Here is a 20,409-nt window from a genome sequence, read left to right as displayed (position 1 = left end):
GTAAATTCCTTATGCCGCAGCGTGACGGGAGAGGTCGGCATAACGGCCGGTCACATAATGTTCGAGCTGGCGCTCAATATCACCGAGCAATGAGGATGCGCCGATGCGGAACAGATCCGGCTGCAACCAGTCATGCCCGAGTTCTTCTTTCATCATCGACAGCCAGACGAGCGCTTCCTTGGCAGTGCGCAAACCACCGGCAGGCTTGAAGCCGATAATCTGGCCGGTAAGTTCGCCATAATCGCGCAGTGCACGTACCATGGTCAGGCTGACCGGCAGGGTCGCGTTGACTTCTTCTTTGCCTGTCGAGGTTTTTATGAAATCGGAACCGGCCTGCATTGCAACCATAGATGCCTTATAGACATTGGTCAGGGTCTGCAGATCGCCGGTAGCCAGAATGGCTTTCATATGCGCTTCGCCGCAGGCTTCACGCATCGCAGCCATTTCATCATAAAGTGCCTGCCAGTTCTGGGTCAGCACATGCTCGCGGGTGATGACGATATCAATTTCCTTTGCGCCTTCTTCCACTGCATAGCGGATTTCGGCAAGGCGCAGCGGCAGCGGGCTCAGGCCTGCCGGAAAACCGGTCGCAACGGAAGCAACCGGAATATTGCTGCCTTCCAGTGCCTTAACTGCGTGCGGCACCATGGTTGGATAAACGCAGACTGCACCAGTGGTGATATTGGCATCACTCAGCCCCAGTGCTTCCAGAATATCCGCACGGATCGGTTTTTTTGCTTTGGCGCACAGGCGGCGCACACGACCGGCTGTGTCATCACCGGCCAGCGTTGTCAGGTCGATACACTGAACGGCACGTACCAGCCACGCGGCCTGATATTCCTTTTTCACCGAACGGCGGGCGGGAAGTGTCACGGCACGGCGCTCAAGGGCTGAACGGTTGACGCTGATATCGTCAAACCATTCGGTTTTGAGCGGTGTTCCGGCGTTACGTGTATGAGAAGTGCTCATCGTATATCCGTATAGTTTGGGTGCAATCGGCGGTTTTAATCATAAAACCATTTTTCTGACAGGTTCCCGTCTGCGGGGGAAGCCAGAAACCTGTCAAATCCGATGACTGCACCGGTTAAATTAATGCACCACCATATCTGTGGGTGCAGCAAATTGAGTTTCAGCTATGGTTTTTACAGAATTCTTCAAATTCCTGAACCGTCGCATAGGATTTTTGAGTGCCTGTCTTGGTAATACTGTCGGCGGCATAAAGGCTCGCACTTTTCAGCGCTTCTACCACATTGCCGTGTTTGGCATAAAAACATGCAAAAGAACCGATAAAGGCATCGCCTGCGCCGGTTGTATCTTTCGGAGTGACTTTGACCGGTGCGATGTTGATGACAGTATCAGCGGTTACCAGACGCGCACCACGGCCACCGAGTGTAACGATCACTGTGCGGATGCCTTTGGCAATCAGCGAGCGGGCAGCGGCAATAGTCTCTTCATCGGTTGAAACGGGCATGTCGGAAAGCAGAGCCAGCTCTGTCTCATTCGGCACCAGGAACGATACCTGACGGATGCGCTCGGGATCAAGATCAGCCGCCGCAGGCGCCGGATTGAGAATGGTCTCAATGCCATTTGCCGCTGCAAAAGCGATGGTGTGATAGACGGTCTCGACCGGCACTTCCATCTGCATCAGGATCAGTCCGCATTGTTTCAGATCTTCGGCTGCGTCATCCACATCTTGGTGGAGTAGATCAGCATTGGCACCTTTCACGATGAGAATGGAATTTTCACCGCTTTTATCGACAAAAATCGGTGCTACACCGCTGGATTTGCCTTTGATAACACCGACATGTTTGGTGTCGATACCCGCTTTTTGCAGATTGAAAATAGTATTGTCACCGAAAATATCATCGCCGACTTTGGTCACCATCATCACATCGGCACCAAGGCGCGCTGCCGCAAATGCCTGATTGGCACCTTTGCCACCGCAGCCCATTTCAAACAAAGGGGCTTCCAGCGTTTCGCCCAGGACCGGCATACGATCCATATAGGTAACCAGATCGACCATATTGGAACCGACAACAGCGATTTTTTTCGACATCGGAAATACTCTATCTCTCTGCTTTTCTTTATCTCAATCCCATTGGTACAAACCGTTGGGGAAAGAGCTTTAAAGTGCGGTAATCATCTGCTCAAATTCGTCAGCTTCTGCCGGTGCCAGATAGCCAAGGCGGACAGGGAAGCTTGCACGTTCGCCCGGAGCCAGCAGGCGAACATTACCTTTGGCCTTCTCAGCCAGATAGCCCTCCGGTTCGCAGGTCGATGGCAGCGCAAAAGCTGCAACCTGTGCATCACCATTGACCAGAACCCAACGCACGCATTTCGGGAAATCTGCTGCCGGATAGGAAATGGCAAAAGCCTCCCCCTGTTCCAGCCGCATCATCTGGTGAATAATGCCGTTGTCGTCCTGCTTCAGATTGCGCAAATAGAATACCTGTTCAGGGTCATAACGATCCGGATCATCCAGAACTTCCATCACGGCAGGATCTTTTGCCAGCGCGTCAATCAGTGCCAGATAATCAGGATTTGGCGTTACATGTGCAGGCACGGCAGTGCGCACTTTGGTATCTTCCGGCGAGAAAGAGGTTGGCTGAACAATACGTGCATCTTCTTCATATGCGAAATTGACATGGCACATATACATCAGCTCCATCGGGGCATAGGAGAGGTTCTCTACGTCCATTTCGATGTCGAATAATGTGTCATCCGCATAAAGGCGCACGGATGGCCGTGCCAGATAATGCGCGCCGAAGCCCATCACATATTCATATTCGCCTGTCACTTCGACATAGGTACCTTGTTCGTCTTCACCGAAGATCAGACCGGCACTGTCCATAGTGGCACAAGGCATTTCACCATGTGCGGCATGGGTATCCTGAGCGGAAGGCACACCATTGCGGAGTAGACCGGAATGAAAGGCAAAACAGCCATAGGTCTCGGCAATGGTTTTGGCAGGGCGCGGCATGGCGAAGCTGTTGCCCATTGTCAGGTCAACACCGTTAAATTCTGCACCCCAGACCATCTGCCCCATATAGGGCAGCACGATCAGATGACCGCGCTGATTTTCAATCATCAGCGCTTCAACGCCGGTGGTATAGCGGAATGCAGTGACGGTCAGACCGTCGGAGGATGCAATTTCATGCGGCTTATCGGTAAAATCCTGACGGCGCAGATGAATGGAAATATCTTGCATGGCACTACCTGTCTGAATTGCGGAATGCATTGATTGCAATCACCAGAATGAGGAATGCCCCCCAGATGAAATCAATCAGATGATTGGAGAAACGCAGCATCTGGAAACCGGATGACAGTAGCATCAGTGCCACAAGGGCAATACCCACACCGAGTACACGCCCTTTGCCGCCTGCCGGATTGGTGCCGCCGAGCACGGCAATCAGCACAGCCTGCAGCAGATAGGAGGCACCGTAATCCGATTTTGCAGCATTGGTACGGCCGGACAGGATGATACCGGCCAGCGAGGCGAGCATACCTGTGAGCATATAGGAGTAGAGGATCATGCGATCCTTTTTCAGACCTGCAAAAACGGCAGCCTTGGGGTTGGTGCCGATCAGCATCAGATTGAGGCCGAGTGTGGTACGGCTGAGCAGCAATGCAACCAGACCGGAAACCCCGACAAAGATAATGAAAGGCGCGGCGACGCCGAAGATTTTGCCGTTGCCGATCATGTTCCATGCATCAGGAAAGCCGACAATTGCAGGGCCGCCGGTGAGCACCAATGCAAGCCCCATAAACACCTGACCGGTGCCGAGCGTGGCAAGAATTGGCGTGATGCGTAATTTGGCGATTAAGATACCATTGACCAGCCCTGCCACCAGCCCCACCAGCAAAGCGAGTACCACGCCGATCACCGTATAAAGCAGCATATTGCTGTCGGAGGATTGGGCAGCCTGCACCATGGTGGAGTGGAAATAGACGCCGGCGAGAATACCGGAAAGATTGGCGATACCAACAACCGATAAATCAATGCCGCCGGTGAGCATGGCGATCATCATGGCAATCGACAGAATGCCGAGTTCCGGCATGATATAGCTGATCGATTCAAAATTATAATAGCGCAGGAATTTATCCGGATTGAGCCAGCTCATCGCCGCAAAAACCAGCACAGTGATAATCACCAGCTGCAGGATATTGCGATCCATACTGGCAGGGCTGAGAAAACGGCGCGTATCAATATCTTTTTTCATCTCTTAATCCCCGCCCGCTCACACCAGATTTTTCCGGTCACGCCATGCAGTAATTGCAGTGGCGATGATAATGATGAGACCAACGACAACTTTTTGCCATGTGGTATCGACTTTCATGATGATCAGTGAGTTCTTGACCATCACCAGCATGAAAACCCCGAGCAATGTACCAAGCACCGAACCGCGTCCGCCGAAGATTGATGCGCCGCCCAGCACAACTGCTGCAATGACTTCCAGCTCAAGGCCGGTAAAGTCACGCGGATTGGCGAGCCAGATCATTGAGGAATGCAGCAGGCCTGCAAATCCGGCCAGCGCACCAGCTACACAATAGACAACGAAAATGGTTTTGGCCGTGCTGAAACCAACGCGTTTTGCAGCTTCAGGCGAACCGCCATAGGCGTAGATCGAACGGCCGGTCATAGTATATTTCAACATCAGATGGATGAGCAGCGCAATGCCCAGATAAACCAGCACCATCGCAGTGAGACCGAAATTGGTTCCGGTTGCTGATGTCATAGAGACAATATCAGTCTTGCCGAATTCGATCAGCTCTTTCGGCATCTTGTTGATATTGACGATACTGGTGCCGACGAGACCCAGCACCAAGCCGCGCACGATGGAACCGGTGCCGAGTGTCACAATCAGCGGGATCATGCGGAACTTGTAAATGATGGCCGCGTTAAAAGCGCCGAGCACAAGACCGATCAGCGTTGCTGCAATAAACGGGATGACCACACCGTCATAGCCGATGGCCACCATGGCTTTTACCGTCAGATACATTGCGGCAATTGCAAAAGCGGTGAAGGACACGTCAATACCGCCGGAGATCATCACCAGCAGCACGCCGAGCGCCATAATGCCGATCACGACATTGGAGCGCAGCAGGCCGAACATATTATCCAACGACCAGAAAGCCGGATTGATCAGGCCGATTGTGATCATGGCCAGCAGCAGAACGCAGGCGATGATAAATTCTGTTGTTTGATAGAATTTCATGACCGGTTCCTCAATTCAGTGTTTTCAGCCGGTCATTGACGGCATCTTCAGTCATGGCGCTGCCGGACAATTCATCCACCAGCCTGCCGCGATGCATCACGACAACACGATTGCAATTCTGCACCAGCTCCGGCACGTCATCAGAGATCATCAGAACGGCAAGACCGTTATCTCTGGCGAGTTTGCGGATAATCGCATGAATCTGTGCCTTGGAACCGACATCCACACCGACTGTCGGACCGTTGAGAATGAGCACTTTTGCGCCGGTCAGCAGCCAGCGGGCAAGCACCACACGCTGTGCATTGCCGCCGGACAGGTGGTTGACCGGTGTATGCGGACCCGGTGCTGCAATCTGCATGGCACCGAACATTTCCTGCGTGACTTGATCAACCTTTTTGCGGTTGATGAACAAACCACTCACCATCTTGTCCAGCGAGGTCACAATAATATTGCGCTCAATCGACTGGGTAAGGAACAGACCCTCCGTGAGGCGGTCTTCAGGCACATAGGCAATGCCGAGATCAATGGCCTCGCGTACCGATTTCGGGTGAATGGTTTTGCCGTCCAGTTGCATTTTTCCGGTACATTGCGGCAGCATGCCAAACAGCGACAAGGCAAGCTCTGTACGACCGGAACCGATCAGGCCGGAAATACCGACAATTTCACCGGCATGGAGCGACAGGTTTACTCCGTCGAGCAGCACATTGCCGGTTGCACGGTCTTTGGCTTTCAGGTCTTCAACCTGAAGCACTGGTTGCGCATTTTGGTCTCGCGCCTGCCAGACATAGCTGTCCGGCTTCAGATCAAGACCGGTCATCGCACGGGTAATAGCGGGCTCGTCGAAATCAGTAATCGGGCCTTCCGCAACTTTCTTACCGTTGCGGAATACGGTGAGGCGCTCGCTGATTTCCAGCATTTCGCGCATTTTGTGGCTGACAAACAGCACGGCAATGCCCTGTGCCTGAATATCGCGTACGATTTTGAAAAGCGCATCCACTTCATGGCGGGTCAAAGCAGTTGTCGGCTCATCCATAATGATGAGGCGCGCATCGGCCATGACTGCGCGGGCAATGGCAACAATTTGTTTGCCTGAGGTTGGCAAAGTATCAACGGTTGCATCCAGATTGATGCTCACACCAAGACGATCAAGCGCCTTTTGTGCCAGTTCCCGAACCTGCTTCCAGTTAACGGTTTTGCGGCCTTCAATCAGAAATGTGTTCAGCGCCAGATTTTCGGCGACAGTCAGGTTTCCAAACAGAGAAAAGTCCTGATAAATCACCTGCACGCCATGGGCGACGGATTTGACAGGATTGAGTTTGCCGACCGGTTTGCCGTCGATCAGAATTTCGCCGTCCTGCGGATTATAAACACCGGACATGACTTTGATGATCGTCGATTTTCCGGAGCCGTTTTCACCGGCAAGGCAATGGATTTCACCGCGACGGATCGTCAGCGACACATCATCAAGCGCTTTAACGCCGCCGAAACGCATGCCGATATTACGCAGTTCTATCAGATTTTCAGTCATATTATTCCTGCCTGTGACAGAACGGATATGTTCCCGCAGAGCCGGAGCATTTCACAGTCAAATTGACGACTATGAAATGCGACCATTAAAGAAACAGAGGCGGCAACAAAATTGCAGCCGCCTCCGGCTCATGACAAATCAGAAGTCGTATTCAGCCATATTGTCTTTGGTTACACCAACCCAGCCTGCGCCATAGAGCAGGTTTGGCTGTGCTGCATCCGGTGCGAGCAGCGCATTGTAACCGGCAAGGCCGAGGTCAAGACCGGCTTTGATCTGGTCGTTCTTCTTTTCCAGAGCGGCAACGGCCAGCATATTCATTGCATAACCGGCAACAGCAGGATCCCAGAACTGGATATACTGGATATCGTCATTCTTGAGATACTCACCGGCAACCGACGGCAGACCTGTCCCCGCAAAGAAAACCTTACCCTTCAGACCGCCTTCAGCGATCAGACGACCGGCACCAGCTGAAGTTGGCATCGGCGCACCCAGAATACCGGTAATATCCGGATAGGTGGTCATCGCTTCTTTTAACTTGGTATAGTCGGTATTTGCGTCGTCATAGGTTTCCAAACGCTCTGTTGCCTGCGACATCTCAGGGAAATTGGCTTTTTGATATTCAATCGCGCCATCAACCCAGTCCATCTGGGACTTTGAAGTCAGACTGCCGACGGTGGCAACATATTTGCCCTTGCCGCCCATATATTCGCCAAGCTGTTTCATCAGATTGGCGCCGTAAGCCTTATTGTCAAAAGCTTCGATATCATAATCGACGTTTTTGATGTTGGAAGCTTCGTGAGAGATAACCACGATACCGCGTTCGCGCGCTTTTTTCAGAACCGGTTCAACCGCTTCCACCGAAAACGGCACGATGGTGATAGCGTCGACACCCTGTGCGATCAGGTTTTCAACAATCTGTACCTGAGCGGCCGCGTCAGCCTGACTTGGTCCAACCATCCATACATCATGGCCGGTTTCGTCTTTAAACTGAGCGACACCGTCGCGCATACGATCGAACCAGGCAATACCATCGACCTTAACAACGGTCGCAATGGTATATTTCTTGTCATTAGCGGTGGTGATGAGGTCTTTATTGACCTTGGATGTATCGATGACACCTTCCGCGAAAGCGGACGGCATAGCAATCGACATTGCGACTGCGACAGAAGCCAGAAGTTTTTTCACGTGATCCTCCCTGAAAAACTATGTCTGTTAAACTCTGATGATCAGGAAATTTCCTCAGCTTTGAGCTTTGGACATCTCCCGAAACATGATCGCTTTTATTTTGTTATTATCCGATCATTATGTTTTGATCGTTTCACTAAAATGTTTAATGTGTCAAGAGTGTAAAATTCATTGTAACGGGTAATGAACACCTCCAGACAAAGCGGAAGCCGGTTTTTTGTTTGGAAACCAGGCCGGACAAACAGACAGAGCAGTTATCTTTGGTCGTTAAATCAGAGGAAAACCATTGAGCAGAACCAGTCGCAGGGATGAACGTCTTTCAGAGCTCGCCGGATTAATGGCAAAACACGGTGTGATGCGCCTGCGTGATGCAGCTGCACAGCTCGGCGTATCAGAGATCACAATCCGGCGGGATATGGCACCGCAAGGGTCTGCCAATGGTGCTATCGGCGGGTTTCATTGTCTCGGCGGCTATATCATCTCTGCGCAGGACGGTGCGGGCGGCAGTGATTATAGTCTTGAGCAGGAAAGCGACTGCCATGCCGCGGCTAAAGCGCAGGCTTGCGCTGAAGCTGCCGTTTTGATTGAAGAGCATGATACAATTTTCATCGATTGCGGCACGACCATGCCGCATCTCGCCCGTCTGGTGCCGGAGAATAAATCGGTGACTGTGGTGTGCTACTCGCTCAATATTGCTGAAATTCTCTCAGTGCGTGAAGATGTCCGGCTGATCGTACTTGGCGGTGTCTTTCATCGTTCCGCAGCCTCTTTCTCCGGTGAAGAGGGAATTGAGACACTGAAAAAACTCAACATTAATAAGGCTTTTATCTCTGCAGGCGGTGTGCATGAGACGCATGGTGTGACATGCTCGCATTTCCATGAAGTGCCGCTCAAACAAATGGCAATCACGCGCGCAATTGAGTCTTATCTGGTGGTGGATAGCAGCAAGCTTGGTCGAGTGCGCTCGGCCGCTTTTGCACAAATTTCGCAGTTCCGGCAGGTTTTCAGCGCTTAAGATCCTGCAGGTTGTTGGAATATAAAGAATTCGTTTCATAACTATCGGCACTGCTTTAACATGCGATGCAGCCGCGCTCACAATTATGACATCACAAAACTCGCATAACCATCGCCGATCGTTTTGTTAAGAAAGCGCGAATACTGATCATAGGCCTGATCTAAGCGTGTGATACGTCCAAAAACCGGTGCTTCAAAAACCTTCATCGGAACAAGCACCAAAGGCACGGATACCGGTGTCAATTGCGCCCCCTGCCCTGCACGCAGGGTCGTCAGAATACCATACATTTCACCAGCAATGCTTGGACGCGAAAGAACAGCCATCCGGTACTGACCGGACGTATTGGTCACAAGATAGACATGTCCAGAGAGATGCGGGACTGAAACGCAACCACGCTGTGAAAAGGATGCATCAGTACGCTCGCGTTCTTCGAATTTGAGATGCGCGTTCCCTGCATCCCAGACAATATCCGTGCAGTAAGCAAAAATATCGCCGTGATTACCAAAAGAAGGACGCAACGTGAGAAATGTCCCTTCCAGCCACGAAACGGCAGCGCGTGAATAAGAGCCAAGCTCTTCCGCCGCATGTCCGTTGGAAATGGCAAGCTTCGGCTTTTCAGTTTCCGTCTGATCGCGCAGTTCAAACCCCATAGCCTGCTCAAGCCGGATAATGGTAGCGAGCGTAAAAGGGCGATGCCCTGACAGCGCTTTTTCAAGTGTCGAGAGGCTGATACGTGCCTCATCTGCCAGATGCTGGCGGGAAATTCTGCGGCGCGCAATCTCCTCACGCACACGTTCAGCGACACGGAGATTGAGTTGATCGGACAAAACCGCATCGTGTTGAGACATGTAAATTTCCTGAATCCGTACTTTCTTTCACAATTCCACACATAAGCGGAGCCTGCAAGGTGGCTTGCGGCAAACTACGGACAAAACTTGGCAAAGCTTACGCTGGCAGCAAACCAGCATTCCGGCGAAATTGTCTCCAATTATCCGACAGATACAGGAGCAACATCATGTCGCCCGCCATCAGACATTCCCGTAGCAACGCAAATGCGGTCAGTCTCTCGCAATTCTGCAAACTCATCTGGTTTGTGAATATGCTGATCCTGCCAATTCTGGCCGTCGCCCTCTCGCTGCTCAATATGGCTTCAGCCCGCGCTGAAACACCGGCCTATATGACACCCAATGCCGTACAAAGCGGCAGCCTGCTGCTGCAAAGCGGTGAAGCCGGTCAATATGTGGAAGCGCCACGCCTTGCCACAGATTTCAACATTGATGTCAGCGGCCCTACCGCCCGCGCCCGCCTCAGCCAGATTTTTGAAAACCCGACCAACAATTGGGTCGAAGGGCTCTATGTCTTTCCGCTGCCTGACGATAGTGCGGTCTATTCCCTGAAGATGATTGTCGGCGACCGCGTAATCGTTGCAGACATCAAAGAAAAAAAGGCCGCACGCGAAATCTATGAGAAAGCCAAGAGCGAAGGCAAGAAGACAGCCCTCATTGAACAACAACGGCCAAACATTTTTACCAACGCGGTTGCTAATCTTGGTCCGAATGAAAAAGTCATCATCCAGATTGAATATCAGCAGGCAGTTCGCCTGAGTGATAATCGCTTTTCTCTGCGTGTGCCGCTCGTTGTTGCACCGCGCTACAACCCTGAAAACATTGAACCGATTGTTGAAACAGCAGATATGCAGGGCGGCTGGGGACAGCAGAAGGCAAACCCAACACAGGGCTCAGACAATGATGCCATTGAAACGCCCCTCGTGATGCCGGACGAAGATCGTATCAATCCGGTGACAATTACGCTCAACCTCAAAGCCGGTTTTCCTGCTACCTATATTAAAAGCCTGTATCATCCTGTCCAGATTGATCAGCAGAATGAGCAGACATCAAAGATCACTCTGGCTGGTGAGGCTGCGGCAGATCGTGACTTCGTCCTCGAATGGCAAGCGGCTGAATCCGAAATGCCCACTGTCGGCCTGTTCCGTGAACGTGTTGGCAATGATGATTACCTGCTGGCTTATGTGACCCCGCCGCTTGTCAAAAGCTCTGCAAATGTGTCGCGAGAGATCGTTTTTGTTATCGACAATTCCGGCTCGATGGGCGGAACCTCGATGAGACAGGCCAAAGCCAGCCTTGATTATGCCCTCTCCCGTGTGAAACCCACTGACCGCTTCAATGTCATTCGTTTTGATGACACGCTGACCAAGTTTTTTGATGACTCTGTCCCTGCTACAGCGCTCAATATTACCAATGCCCGCGACTATGTCGCCACACTGGAAGCGGTCGGTGGAACAGAAATGCTGCCAGCACTGCACGCAGCGCTTGATGACAGCCACCAAAAAGATGGTTTGCGCCAGATCGTGTTTCTGACCGATGGCGAGATCAGCAATGAACGGCAAATGCTTGATGTCATTGCATCACGCCGTGACCGCTCCCGCCTCTTCATGGTTGGTATCGGCTCAGCACCCAACACCTATCTGATGAATAAGGCCTCTGAACTTGGCCGTGGCACCTTCACCCATATCGGCGCGGTGGAAGAAGTTAATGAACGCATGCGTGAACTGTTCGAGAAGCTCGAAAGCCCGATTGTTACCAATGTAAAAGCCAGCTTCTCGCAGGAGGGTATCAGTCTGACACCGGGGCTGCTTCCTGATCTTTATCAGGGTGAACCATTGGTGCTCGCTGCACGCACAAAACAGGTGAGCGGTACGATGACGATTGAAGGCACAGTCGGAAACCGCCCATGGACAGTAACCCTGCCGCTTGATGCAGCCAGTCCGGCGGAAGGCATTTCCAAAATTTGGGCTCGCCGCAAGATCGACGATGCTGAAGTGGACATGAAACTCGGCAAGATTACAGCACTGGCAGCCGATACACGTATCCTCAGCCTCGCACTGGAACATCATCTGGTAACACGTCTGACGAGCCTTGTTGCCGTCGATCGGACACCAAGCCGCCCTGTAAACGTCCCGCTCACACGCGCTGATATTCCTTTGCAGCTTCCGGCCGGATGGGACTTTGAGACATTGTTCGGCATTCGTGCAGATCGCAGTGTGCTTGACCATGCTGATGCAGGCAAAGAGCAGATCGTGGTTCAAAGCAAAAACCGCCCCGCCTCACCTGTCACTCCGGCAGCCACCATGCCGCTGCCACAAACCGCAACACCGGCAATGCTGAATATGCTTCAGGGATTAAGCGTCATGTTCATCGGGTTTCTCATCTTCTGGTTAGCACGCCGCAAAGAGAATGCATGATGGGTATCCTTATTATCCAAAATACTAAGGCAAAGGAGCGCACACGGGTGCGCTCCCCTCTTGTCCTGCTGTCGGTTGCTGTTATGACCTGCGGCCTTGTTCTTTTCGGGCAAGGGCTGTTGATCCATGCCAAAGCCTATGCAGCTCAAATCCTGCTTGAGCGCGCTTTTACGCAGAGTATTACCACAGGCGAACAGGTTAAACCGTGGGCATGGGCCGACATCTGGCCAGTAGCGCGGATTGAAGCACCGCGTTTGGCGGCATCAGCAATTGCGCTGAATGGCGCAAGCGGACAGGCATTGGCTTTTGGCCCCGGCCATTTGCAGAACACACCAAAAGCCGGTGAAGCAGGAACGGCGGTTTATGCAGCGCATCGCGATACGCATTTTGCTTTTCTCAAAGATGTCCGACAAGGTGACCTTATTCGGATTACCCGCAACGACGGAAAAACATACACCTATCGTGCCACTCAAATGACCGTCGCGCGTTGGGATGAGGCGCAGATTGATGTTCACGCAGCAGGCTCTCATCTGGTGCTGGCGACCTGCTACCCCTTTGATGCAGTTACGCAAGGCCCGCTGCGTTATCTCGTCTATGCAACTTTAGATGAGTGATTTGAGGCTTCAATGGCGCTACGTCACCACCGACAAGAATATCTGGAAACAACCCACCAATGATTATGCTTGCGTTGCTTGTCTAAAAACAAACTCAAGCATAATCGTAGTCAGATATTCAAAGAGAGGCGCTATATTTTTTAGAATGTCAGGCGCGAATTATAACCCACCACAAATTGGATGAAGCGCGACAAATCAACAATGTCGTCTGCATGATAACGGATTGTATACCCATCAGTGCGTTCGACACATTTGAGATAAGATAAATACTCTGCCGGCAGACGATTACGGAACACAATTTCCAGCACCGGGTTTTCGAGTTTAAACGGCTTGGCTGAACCAATTTTGGCGAGCGCGGTTTTTACACCCTCACGCAATTTTTTATGAGCAACGGCCGGTGTGAGCATCAGTGCTGATTGTGTGCTGTAGGCCTTTTTTACTTCGACCTGAACAATATCACCGATCTTCTCACTGATCTCGGATAATGCTACATCATCACCGGAAGCTAAAATAACCGGCACATCATAATGTCCGGCGATGGCTGCATTAATACCGGCCTCCGGCATGATCTCACCATTAATCCTGACCTCAGCAAAAGCTGTGCCGCCAATCGTATGAGAGAGCACCCCGCCCATATGGCTTGCACCGGCATGGTAACCAAGCAGCATAGCGCCTGCATAAGAGCCGATTTCCACACCTTGCATCATCATCAGCGGGCGCGGCCAGCTACGAACGATCTGTACATAATCCGGCAGACGATCAATCAGAATGCTTTCCCCGTTACCGTGGGAGTCACTGAGAACAATCTCATCCACGCCTTCTTCACGGGCGGATTCACAGGCGTGTACAACAGTATCTGTCATCCACCTGCGAGCATTTTCATATTCGAAACCCTCCGGTCCCAGATGATCACGACTGACAACGCCGACAATGCCTTCAATATCAGCAGAAATATACAAACGCATTTGTTTCCCCTTTACCGCGCTCCCGACGCGGAATTATGTTTGACTTTCGAATGGTAAACATATTTTCATTTTAAGAAAATAACTTTCTTAAAATGGGGAATAGCGAATGAAACTGTTCATTGCAGGGCTGGATACCGAGACAAATACATTCTCACCAATGCAAACCGGTCACGAGGCTTTCAGCGAAAACCAGATTGCCTATGGTGATGCGACGACGAAACCTTTGAATTGCTGTTCTTCACAACTGTATGTCTGGCGTAATGCTGCCGAAGAAAAAGGCTGGGATGTTGTTGAAAGTCTGTGCGCTGTAGCTGAACCTGGCGGCAAAACCACCCGTGCCGTTTATGAAAGTTTTCGCGCGACAATTTTGCATGATCTCAAAGCTGCCATGCCGGTTAGCGGTGTTATGCTTGCATTGCATGGCGCCTGTGTAGCCGATGGCTATGATGATGTTGAAGGCGATCTGATCGAGCATATCCGCCAGATAGTCGGCCCCGATATTGCGATTGCTGTTGAGCTGGATCTGCACTGCCATCTCACAGATCGTATGATCAATAATGCAACAATAATCGCAACTTATAAAGAATACCCGCATACGGATATTGAGGAAGTCGCAGCGCAGCTCTTTGCATTGATGGTCAAGACACTGAACGGCGACGTACAGCCGGTTATGGCATTATATGATTGCCGGATGATCAGCACATTTCGCGTGCATCAGGCACCATTACGCGGACTTGTTGACAGGATGAAAGCCATGGAAGGGCACGATGGTATTCTGTTCCTGTCTTTCGGGCATGGTTTTCCTTGGGGCGATGTTGAAGATGTCGGCGCGAAAATGCTCGTCGTCACAGATAATGACAAAGCACAGGCAGTCAGAATTGCGCAGGAATTCGGTGAGGAAATCTTCAATGCCCGTGATACCCTTCTGGGCGACTACCTGACCATTGATGAAGCGCTTGATCATGCCGTTGCGGCACCGCAGGGTCCAATTATTCTGGCTGATGTCTCGGATAATGCCGGTGGCGGTGCGCCGGGGGATTCCACCTTCATTTTGCGTCGCATTATCGAGCGCGGGATTGAAGATGTTGCCAGCTGTCTTTACTGGGATCCGATTGCAGTCCGTATGTGCAAGGAAGCCGGAGAAGGTGCAACATTGCCTTTGCGTATCGGCGGTAAAATTGGAGAGCCTTCAGGCGATCCGCTTGATCTGGTGGTGACTGTGCGCCGTATCAGTTCCGGCATAACCCAACGCTTTGGCATCGTACCGCTTTCCATCGGCGATGCTGTATGGGTTAGTGCGGGCAGCGTGGATATTGTTTTGAACAGCGCACGTACACAGGTTTTTCATCCGGAATGCATGAGCGCACTTGGACTTGATCCGACGAAGAAGAAAATCGTTATTGTTAAATCAAGCAATCATTTCCGTGCCGGTTTTGAACCGATTGCACATGAGATTCATTATGTTGCGGCACCCGGTGCTCTGCAGCCGCATTTTGATAAAGTACCTTTTACCAAGCTGAAAAAGCCTTACTGGCCACGGGTGGATAACCCTTTCGCAGTTTAGAAACAGTGTTCCCTTCCGGCCATTCAAAAGACCGGAAGGGAACCACTTTTTTAAAAATAGGTCTTCAATGCGTCGGTGATATTATAATCCTCATCCACTAGGGAGAGGATGTCCCACTTGTCAAATGTTGTGCACGGGTGCGAAATTCCCATGCCGATCATATCCCCGACTGACAGTTCAAGCTCTTCGGGAAAACGCATAAAACCGTGCTGATCATTCATATCAATGATCTCACATGCCTCAGGCAAATCCTGTGGCTTGCCACCTTGTTTTGACACCAGATGCGGCACCGGAAAGCCAGCATCCGTACCGCAATCGCGCCGTCCGGCTGAAACCAGTGCCAATCCTTTTTCCGGAATTGACTGTACATAGGCCCAGACTTCCAAGGCACGGCGCAAACCATCAGTTTCACCCGTATGCGCAGCCAGCCGCTGATGTTGTGCATGATACAAGGCTGAGTCATGCGTGACATAACAACCGCTACGTGTAACCACACGCGCCCCGCATCCGGCCAGTCTTTCCAGTACAATATCATAATAGGAAGAACCACCGGCGGTCACGAGCGGGTTTTCACAGCCGAACAGGCCTTCATCCTTACACGCCTGATACAATGCTGCAATATCATCCATAAATGCAGCAACAACCTGCTCTTTGAACTCTGCCGGTGCTTTAATCAGTCCTTCAAAAGCCTCTACGCCAACCAAAGACAGCTCAGGCGCAGCACTGATTTTTCTAGCCAGTTCCAAAGCTTCCTGATTGGTGCGGCAACCGGTGCGCCCGCCCTCATAGCCACGCTCGACCAAGACCTGCAATGGTACCGTCACCTGATGACGTTTCATCGCGGCTGTTGCTGCCGCAATGCCTGCTTCACTGTCAATCAGCATTATAAAATCAATCTTGCCAGCCTTGACAATACCGGCGATTGTATCCAGTTCGGCACGGCCAACAGCCTGATTAGCAAGGATAATACGGGTCGCACCAAACGCGGCACAAACCTGCAATTGCTGAATAGTTGCAACAGTCAGTGCCCATGCACCATCGGCAAGCTGCTGCGCCATAATCTGCGGACACATCGTGGTCTTAACATGCGGGGCAATCAAGGCGCCGCGCTCCGCCACAAATTTCTGCATCCAGCGGGAATTATGCTGCAATGCTTGCGCACGGATAACCGCCACAGGCAAAGGCACATCGCCAGCAAGTACATTCCAGCCCTGCCCACCAATTTCACTCAGGCTAAGTTTTACACATGACGGGATAGCTTTCGACGTATCATCCACTACAATCGATTTGAGTGGTTCAAGATTGAAGGTCATGGATGCTCTTCCTAATTCGCATTCGCACTAAGTTTTAGAAGACAAGGCCGGAAAATAATTTTCCTATCATATCTGTCAAATTTTATTATCGTCAACGAAATTAAAACGCAGTATTCAGACATATCTGAAGCGCAGGATGTAAAAAATAATGAGCGATCAAAAAGCCGTTCTTGGTGACTATCTTAAAGATATTCGTCTTCGTAATCATTGGACATTATCACAGGTAAGCACCATGACCGGTCTTGCGGTCTCGACCTTATCCAAGGTTGAAAACAATCAGATGTCATTGACCTATGATCGTCTGGTACAACTCGCGCATGGCTTGAAAATTGATATTGTTGAGCTTTTTGGCACCTCATCAGAGAGCGATACGCCTAATCTGCTTGGAAGGCGTACTTTCACACTCGCAGGGCAAGGCCGCTCAATCAAAACAAAGAACTATGATTATCTCTATCTCTGCACCGAGATATCCAAAAAATCGATGGTGCCGATTTTTGCTGTCGCTCATGCGCGAACACTGGAAGAATTCGGCCCGCTCATTCGCCATACCGGCGAGGAATACTTTTATGTTCTTGAAGGTGAGCTGGATCTGCATACCGAGCATTATGCTCCGCTACGCCTCAAAAAAGGCGATTCCGCATATTTTGACGCCACAACTGGCCATGCGTACCTCAGTGTGAGTGAGGAACCGGCGCAAATTCTTTGCGTTTGCTCAACATCGGAAAGCGAGCTGGCAGCCTCTATCCACAAAGAGACAAATATCCGCGACTGAGCGCTCCTGCGTAAAATTAGCATACGATAAGAAAAATAGTTGCGCTTCGTAAAATCGTTACCTAGTCTGGAGCTGCGGTATAATTGCCAAAAAGGCGCTGTTCGACGCCGCCGAACTCCGGAGGGGAACAATAATGATAATCTCAAAGTGGAAATCCGTCTGTCTTGCTGTTTTATTGACTTCAACCACGCTTTCAGGTGCATTCGCTGCGCAGGATGTGCTGGTTCTTGCACGTGCGGAAGATCCGCCGACTGCCGATCCGGGCATTGAAATCAGCAATAGCGGTTATACGCTGACCTATGCCGCCTATGAGAGACTGGTTGCCTATAAAGGCGAGACCACTGAAGTCGGACCCCAGCTTGCAGAGAGTTGGACATCAGATGATGCGGGTCTTGTCTGGACTTTCAAACTCGCCAGCGGGCACAAATTTGATGACGGTTCGCCCGTAGACGCTGCTGCGGTTAAATTCAGTTTTGACCGGTTGATGAAGCTCAAAGCCGGTCCGTCGGACGCGTTTCCGGTTCTTAAAGAGGTTGAGGTTATTGATCCTCAGACCGTCAAATTTACTCTGAGCGCTCAGTTTGCGCCTTTTATTTCAACACTTGCCGTATCCGGTGCAGCCATTATCAATCCCAAGGTGATGGAGCATGAGAAAGACGGCGATATGGCCAAAGGCTGGCTCGCCGAGCACTCGGCTGGGAGCGGTGCCTACCGCATCGCCAGTTGGGAGCGCAATCAAAGCATCGTGCTTGAGCGCAACGCCCATTATAATGGCGCTGAACCGGCGCTGAAACAGATTGTCATGCAGATTGTCGGAGACGTATCCGGCCGCCGCCTGAAGCTGGTCAGCGGCGATGCTGATATTATTGAGCAAATCCCGCTCGATCAGGCCGAAGCCTTAGCAAAAGATACATCTGTCGTGGTTGAAAGCAACCCGAGCATGTATGTCAATTATATCTATATGAACAATAAACAGGCGCCGCTTGATAATGTAAAAGTCCGTCAGGCTATCTCCTATGCGATTGATTATCAGGGCATTATTGACGGCATTATGCTGGGTCAGGCCAAGCAAATGCGCGGCCCTGTGCCAAGCGGCATGTGGGGTCATGATCCTGACGGTTTCCAATACACCTATGATGTTGAAAAAGCGAAAGCGCTGCTGGAGGAATCCGGTGAGAAAAATATCAGCCTGACCTATACATTCTCACAGGCTGATCCCGCATGGGAGCCGTTCGGCCTTGCCCTGCAAGCCTATCTCGCAGAGATCGGCATCAAACTTGAGCTGAAATCCGTCGCAGATACGACCAAGCGTGAGCTTGCGGCGACCGGTAAATACGACATGTCACCGGGCGCATGGACACCGGATTTCGCTGATCCTTATATGTTTATGAATTACTGGTTTGATCCGGATCGCATGGGCGGACCCGGCAACCGTTCATTCTACAATAATCCGGAAGTCGGCAAACTCGTTAAAGAAGCGGCCAGTATTGTAGATGAAGATAAGCGCAAAGCGCTTTATATTGAAGCGCAGAAAATCTCTACGCAGGATGCGCCATATCTCTATATTATGGAAAAGAACGACATCTTTGCACGCCGCGCTGTGGTGAAGGGTTATGTTTATAACCCAATGCTTATTCAGGTCTATAATTTCGCAACAATGTCGAAATCGGAATAGCGAAACTCTGCATATCACGGCGGATAAAATCACAATCCGCCGTGGCGTTTAAAGCATTTCCAGCAAAAGTGCGAAGCGGTTTTGCGTAAGGATAATGCCTAAAAACGAAAAGACAGAGCGGTTTCAACGATAAAATATTAACCGGAACCGCTCCTATCGCAGATATTAACCGGCCGACAAATCGCCTTAACCGCGATCCTCTGCCGGTCACATCCCTTCATATCTGAGGCAGAACCGGCCTTCGCATGGCGATCACACGTTTCTGTCCAAGAGGGCATCGACCGATGGCAATCACCCGAATTATAATTCCTCGCCTCATCTTGTTGTTTTTTGTGGTCTTTGGCGTTGCGGTTATCACATTTACGATTTCGCATCTTATTCCGGGTGATCCGGCGCGAATGATCGCAGGCGACCGCGCAAGCGCAGAAACTCTGGAAAATGTCCGGCGTAGTCTCGGGCTTGACCGGCCGGTCATCGAGCAATTCACCATCTATATCGGCAATCTTTTGCACGGCGATCTGGGCACATCTTTGCGCACCAATCGTCCGGTTGCCTCCGACATCCGTACTTTTCTGCCGGCGACACTCGAACTTGGCACGGTGGCTTTGCTGATCTCCATTCTCATTGGTGTACCGCTCGGCGTGTTGTCCGCGGTTTATAAAGACGGCCCGATTGATCAGGTGGCACGCACTGTTTCCGTATGCGGTATTTCTATGCCCGTGTTCTGGTTCGGACTGGTTCTGATTTATCTCTTTTATGCCAAATTTCAGATTTTGCCCGGCAGCGGGCGCCTCGCAATGGGCATTGTCGCGCCGGAACGCATAACCGGCTTTCTGCTGATTGACTCATTGCTGCAAGGGCGGTTCGATGCTTTTCGCAGTGCTTTATACCATATTATTTTGCCCGGTTTTGTGCTGGCTTTTGCCAATATGGGGGTAATTACACGCCAGATCCGCGCTTCAATGCTGGATGTGTTGCAAGAGGATTATATCCGAACGGCGAAAGCCAGTGGTCTGCGCAGACGTATCATCATTTTCAATTATGCCCTGAGGAATGCCCTGATCCCTTCCATCACCTTGCTCGGGCTGGCACTGGGCGATCTGCTTTATGGTGCTGTTTTAACTGAAACAATTTTCGCATGGCCCGGTATGGGAACCTATGTGGTGACCTCAATTCAGACACTCGATTTTCCGGCGATCATGGGTTTCACCATTGTTGCATCTATCGGCTACGTGCTGATCAATCTGCTGGTTGATCTTGCTTATATGCTGGCCGATCCGCAGATCAGGGAAGTTTAAGC

At 51.1% G+C, this 20,409-nt stretch carries 17 protein-coding genes; 7 read left to right on the top strand and 10 right to left on the bottom strand.

What is annotated here, in order from left to right:
* Nucleotides 1-9: 9 nt before the first annotated feature.
* The 7 genes from deoC to DFR47_RS09450 all read right to left on the bottom strand — a co-directional run bounded on the left by deoC (nt 10) and on the right by DFR47_RS09450 (nt 7,929).
* Nucleotides 10-969, bottom strand: coding sequence for a deoxyribose-phosphate aldolase (gene deoC / locus DFR47_RS09480; protein WP_113944171.1), 960 nt, complete (start codon nt 967-969; stop codon nt 10-12).
* Nucleotides 970-1,129: 160 nt separating this feature from the next.
* Nucleotides 1,130-2,056, bottom strand: coding sequence for a ribokinase (gene rbsK, locus DFR47_RS09475; RefSeq protein WP_113944170.1), 927 nt, complete (start codon nt 2,054-2,056; stop codon nt 1,130-1,132).
* A 69-nt stretch (nt 2,057-2,125) separates the two neighbouring features.
* Complete coding sequence (locus tag DFR47_RS09470) at nt 2,126-3,208, bottom strand: aldose 1-epimerase family protein (protein ID WP_113944169.1); 1,083 nt, start codon at nt 3,206-3,208, stop codon at nt 2,126-2,128.
* A 4-nt stretch (nt 3,209-3,212) separates the two neighbouring features.
* Nucleotides 3,213-4,220, bottom strand: a complete 1,008-nt coding sequence (locus DFR47_RS09465) for an ABC transporter permease (protein WP_113944168.1) — start codon at nt 4,218-4,220, stop codon at nt 3,213-3,215.
* An 18-nt stretch (nt 4,221-4,238) separates the two neighbouring features.
* Nucleotides 4,239-5,216: an ABC transporter permease gene (locus DFR47_RS09460; protein WP_113944167.1), complete on the bottom strand. Its 978-nt coding sequence runs from the start codon at nt 5,214-5,216 to the stop codon at nt 4,239-4,241.
* Nucleotides 5,217-5,226: 10 nt separating this feature from the next.
* A complete protein-coding gene (locus DFR47_RS09455) occupies nt 5,227-6,744 on the bottom strand; it encodes a sugar ABC transporter ATP-binding protein (RefSeq protein ID WP_113944166.1) in 1,518 nt (505 codons plus the stop codon).
* Between the two features lie 138 nt (nt 6,745-6,882).
* Entirely contained in the window at nt 6,883-7,929 is a 1,047-nt protein-coding gene (locus tag DFR47_RS09450; protein ID WP_113944165.1) for an autoinducer 2 ABC transporter substrate-binding protein, read from the bottom strand.
* A 286-nt stretch (nt 7,930-8,215) separates the two neighbouring features.
* Here DFR47_RS09450 and DFR47_RS09445 point away from each other — a divergent pair, with 286 nt between their 5' ends.
* A complete protein-coding gene (locus tag DFR47_RS09445) occupies nt 8,216-8,944 on the top strand; it encodes a DeoR/GlpR family DNA-binding transcription regulator (protein ID WP_113944164.1) in 729 nt (242 codons plus the stop codon).
* 83 nt (nt 8,945-9,027) lie between these two features.
* Here the strand turns inward: DFR47_RS09445 and DFR47_RS09440 are convergent, their stop codons facing one another.
* Nucleotides 9,028-9,792 (bottom strand): helix-turn-helix domain-containing protein, encoded by a 765-nt coding sequence (locus DFR47_RS09440; RefSeq protein WP_113944163.1) that lies wholly within the window; start codon nt 9,790-9,792, stop codon nt 9,028-9,030.
* Between the two features lie 167 nt (nt 9,793-9,959).
* Here DFR47_RS09440 and DFR47_RS09435 point away from each other — a divergent pair, with 167 nt between their 5' ends.
* Together DFR47_RS09435 and DFR47_RS09430 are read left to right on the top strand one after the other, a co-directional pair.
* A complete protein-coding gene (locus DFR47_RS09435; RefSeq protein WP_113944162.1) occupies nt 9,960-12,206 on the top strand; it encodes a marine proteobacterial sortase target protein in 2,247 nt (748 codons plus the stop codon).
* Nucleotides 12,206-12,820 (top strand): class GN sortase, encoded by a 615-nt coding sequence (locus DFR47_RS09430; RefSeq protein WP_113944499.1) that lies wholly within the window; start codon nt 12,206-12,208, stop codon nt 12,818-12,820. The genes DFR47_RS09435 and DFR47_RS09430 overlap by 1 nt, the downstream gene beginning before the upstream one ends.
* Before the next feature lie 140 nt (nt 12,821-12,960).
* On the opposite strand, the gene DFR47_RS09425 is transcribed toward DFR47_RS09430, so the two are convergent.
* Nucleotides 12,961-13,785, bottom strand: coding sequence for a M55 family metallopeptidase (locus tag DFR47_RS09425; protein ID WP_113944161.1), 825 nt, complete (start codon nt 13,783-13,785; stop codon nt 12,961-12,963).
* Nucleotides 13,786-13,891: 106 nt separating this feature from the next.
* On the opposite strand from DFR47_RS09425, the gene DFR47_RS09420 reads away from it, so the two are divergent.
* Nucleotides 13,892-15,349 carry a M81 family metallopeptidase gene (locus DFR47_RS09420; protein WP_113944160.1) on the top strand — a complete coding sequence of 486 codons (1,458 nt, stop codon included), beginning with the start codon at nt 13,892-13,894 and terminating at the stop codon, nt 15,347-15,349.
* 50 nt (nt 15,350-15,399) lie between these two features.
* Here DFR47_RS09420 and DFR47_RS09415 read toward each other — a convergent pair whose 3' ends face one another.
* Nucleotides 15,400-16,662 carry an amino acid deaminase gene (locus tag DFR47_RS09415; RefSeq protein ID WP_113944159.1) on the bottom strand — a complete coding sequence of 421 codons (1,263 nt, stop codon included), beginning with the start codon at nt 16,660-16,662 and terminating at the stop codon, nt 15,400-15,402.
* 148 nt (nt 16,663-16,810) lie between these two features.
* On the opposite strand from DFR47_RS09415, the gene DFR47_RS09410 reads away from it, so the two are divergent.
* The 3 genes from DFR47_RS09410 to DFR47_RS09400 all read left to right on the top strand — a co-directional run bounded on the left by DFR47_RS09410 (nt 16,811) and on the right by DFR47_RS09400 (nt 20,407).
* Nucleotides 16,811-17,434, top strand: coding sequence for a helix-turn-helix domain-containing protein (locus DFR47_RS09410; protein WP_113944158.1), 624 nt, complete (start codon nt 16,811-16,813; stop codon nt 17,432-17,434).
* 133 nt (nt 17,435-17,567) lie between these two features.
* Nucleotides 17,568-19,109 (top strand): ABC transporter substrate-binding protein, encoded by a 1,542-nt coding sequence (locus DFR47_RS09405; RefSeq protein WP_113944157.1) that lies wholly within the window; start codon nt 17,568-17,570, stop codon nt 19,107-19,109.
* A 284-nt stretch (nt 19,110-19,393) separates the two neighbouring features.
* Complete coding sequence (locus DFR47_RS09400; protein WP_113944156.1) at nt 19,394-20,407, top strand: ABC transporter permease; 1,014 nt, start codon at nt 19,394-19,396, stop codon at nt 20,405-20,407.
* Nucleotides 20,408-20,409 lie beyond the last annotated feature (2 nt).

Origin of the sequence: Pseudochrobactrum asaccharolyticum (assembly GCF_003314995.1) — a bacterium.
Classification (GTDB): Bacteria; Pseudomonadota; Alphaproteobacteria; order Rhizobiales; family Rhizobiaceae; genus Pseudochrobactrum; species Pseudochrobactrum asaccharolyticum.
Note: the sequence above shows the minus strand (reverse complement) of the source record. Positions and strands in the feature narration are given on the sequence as shown.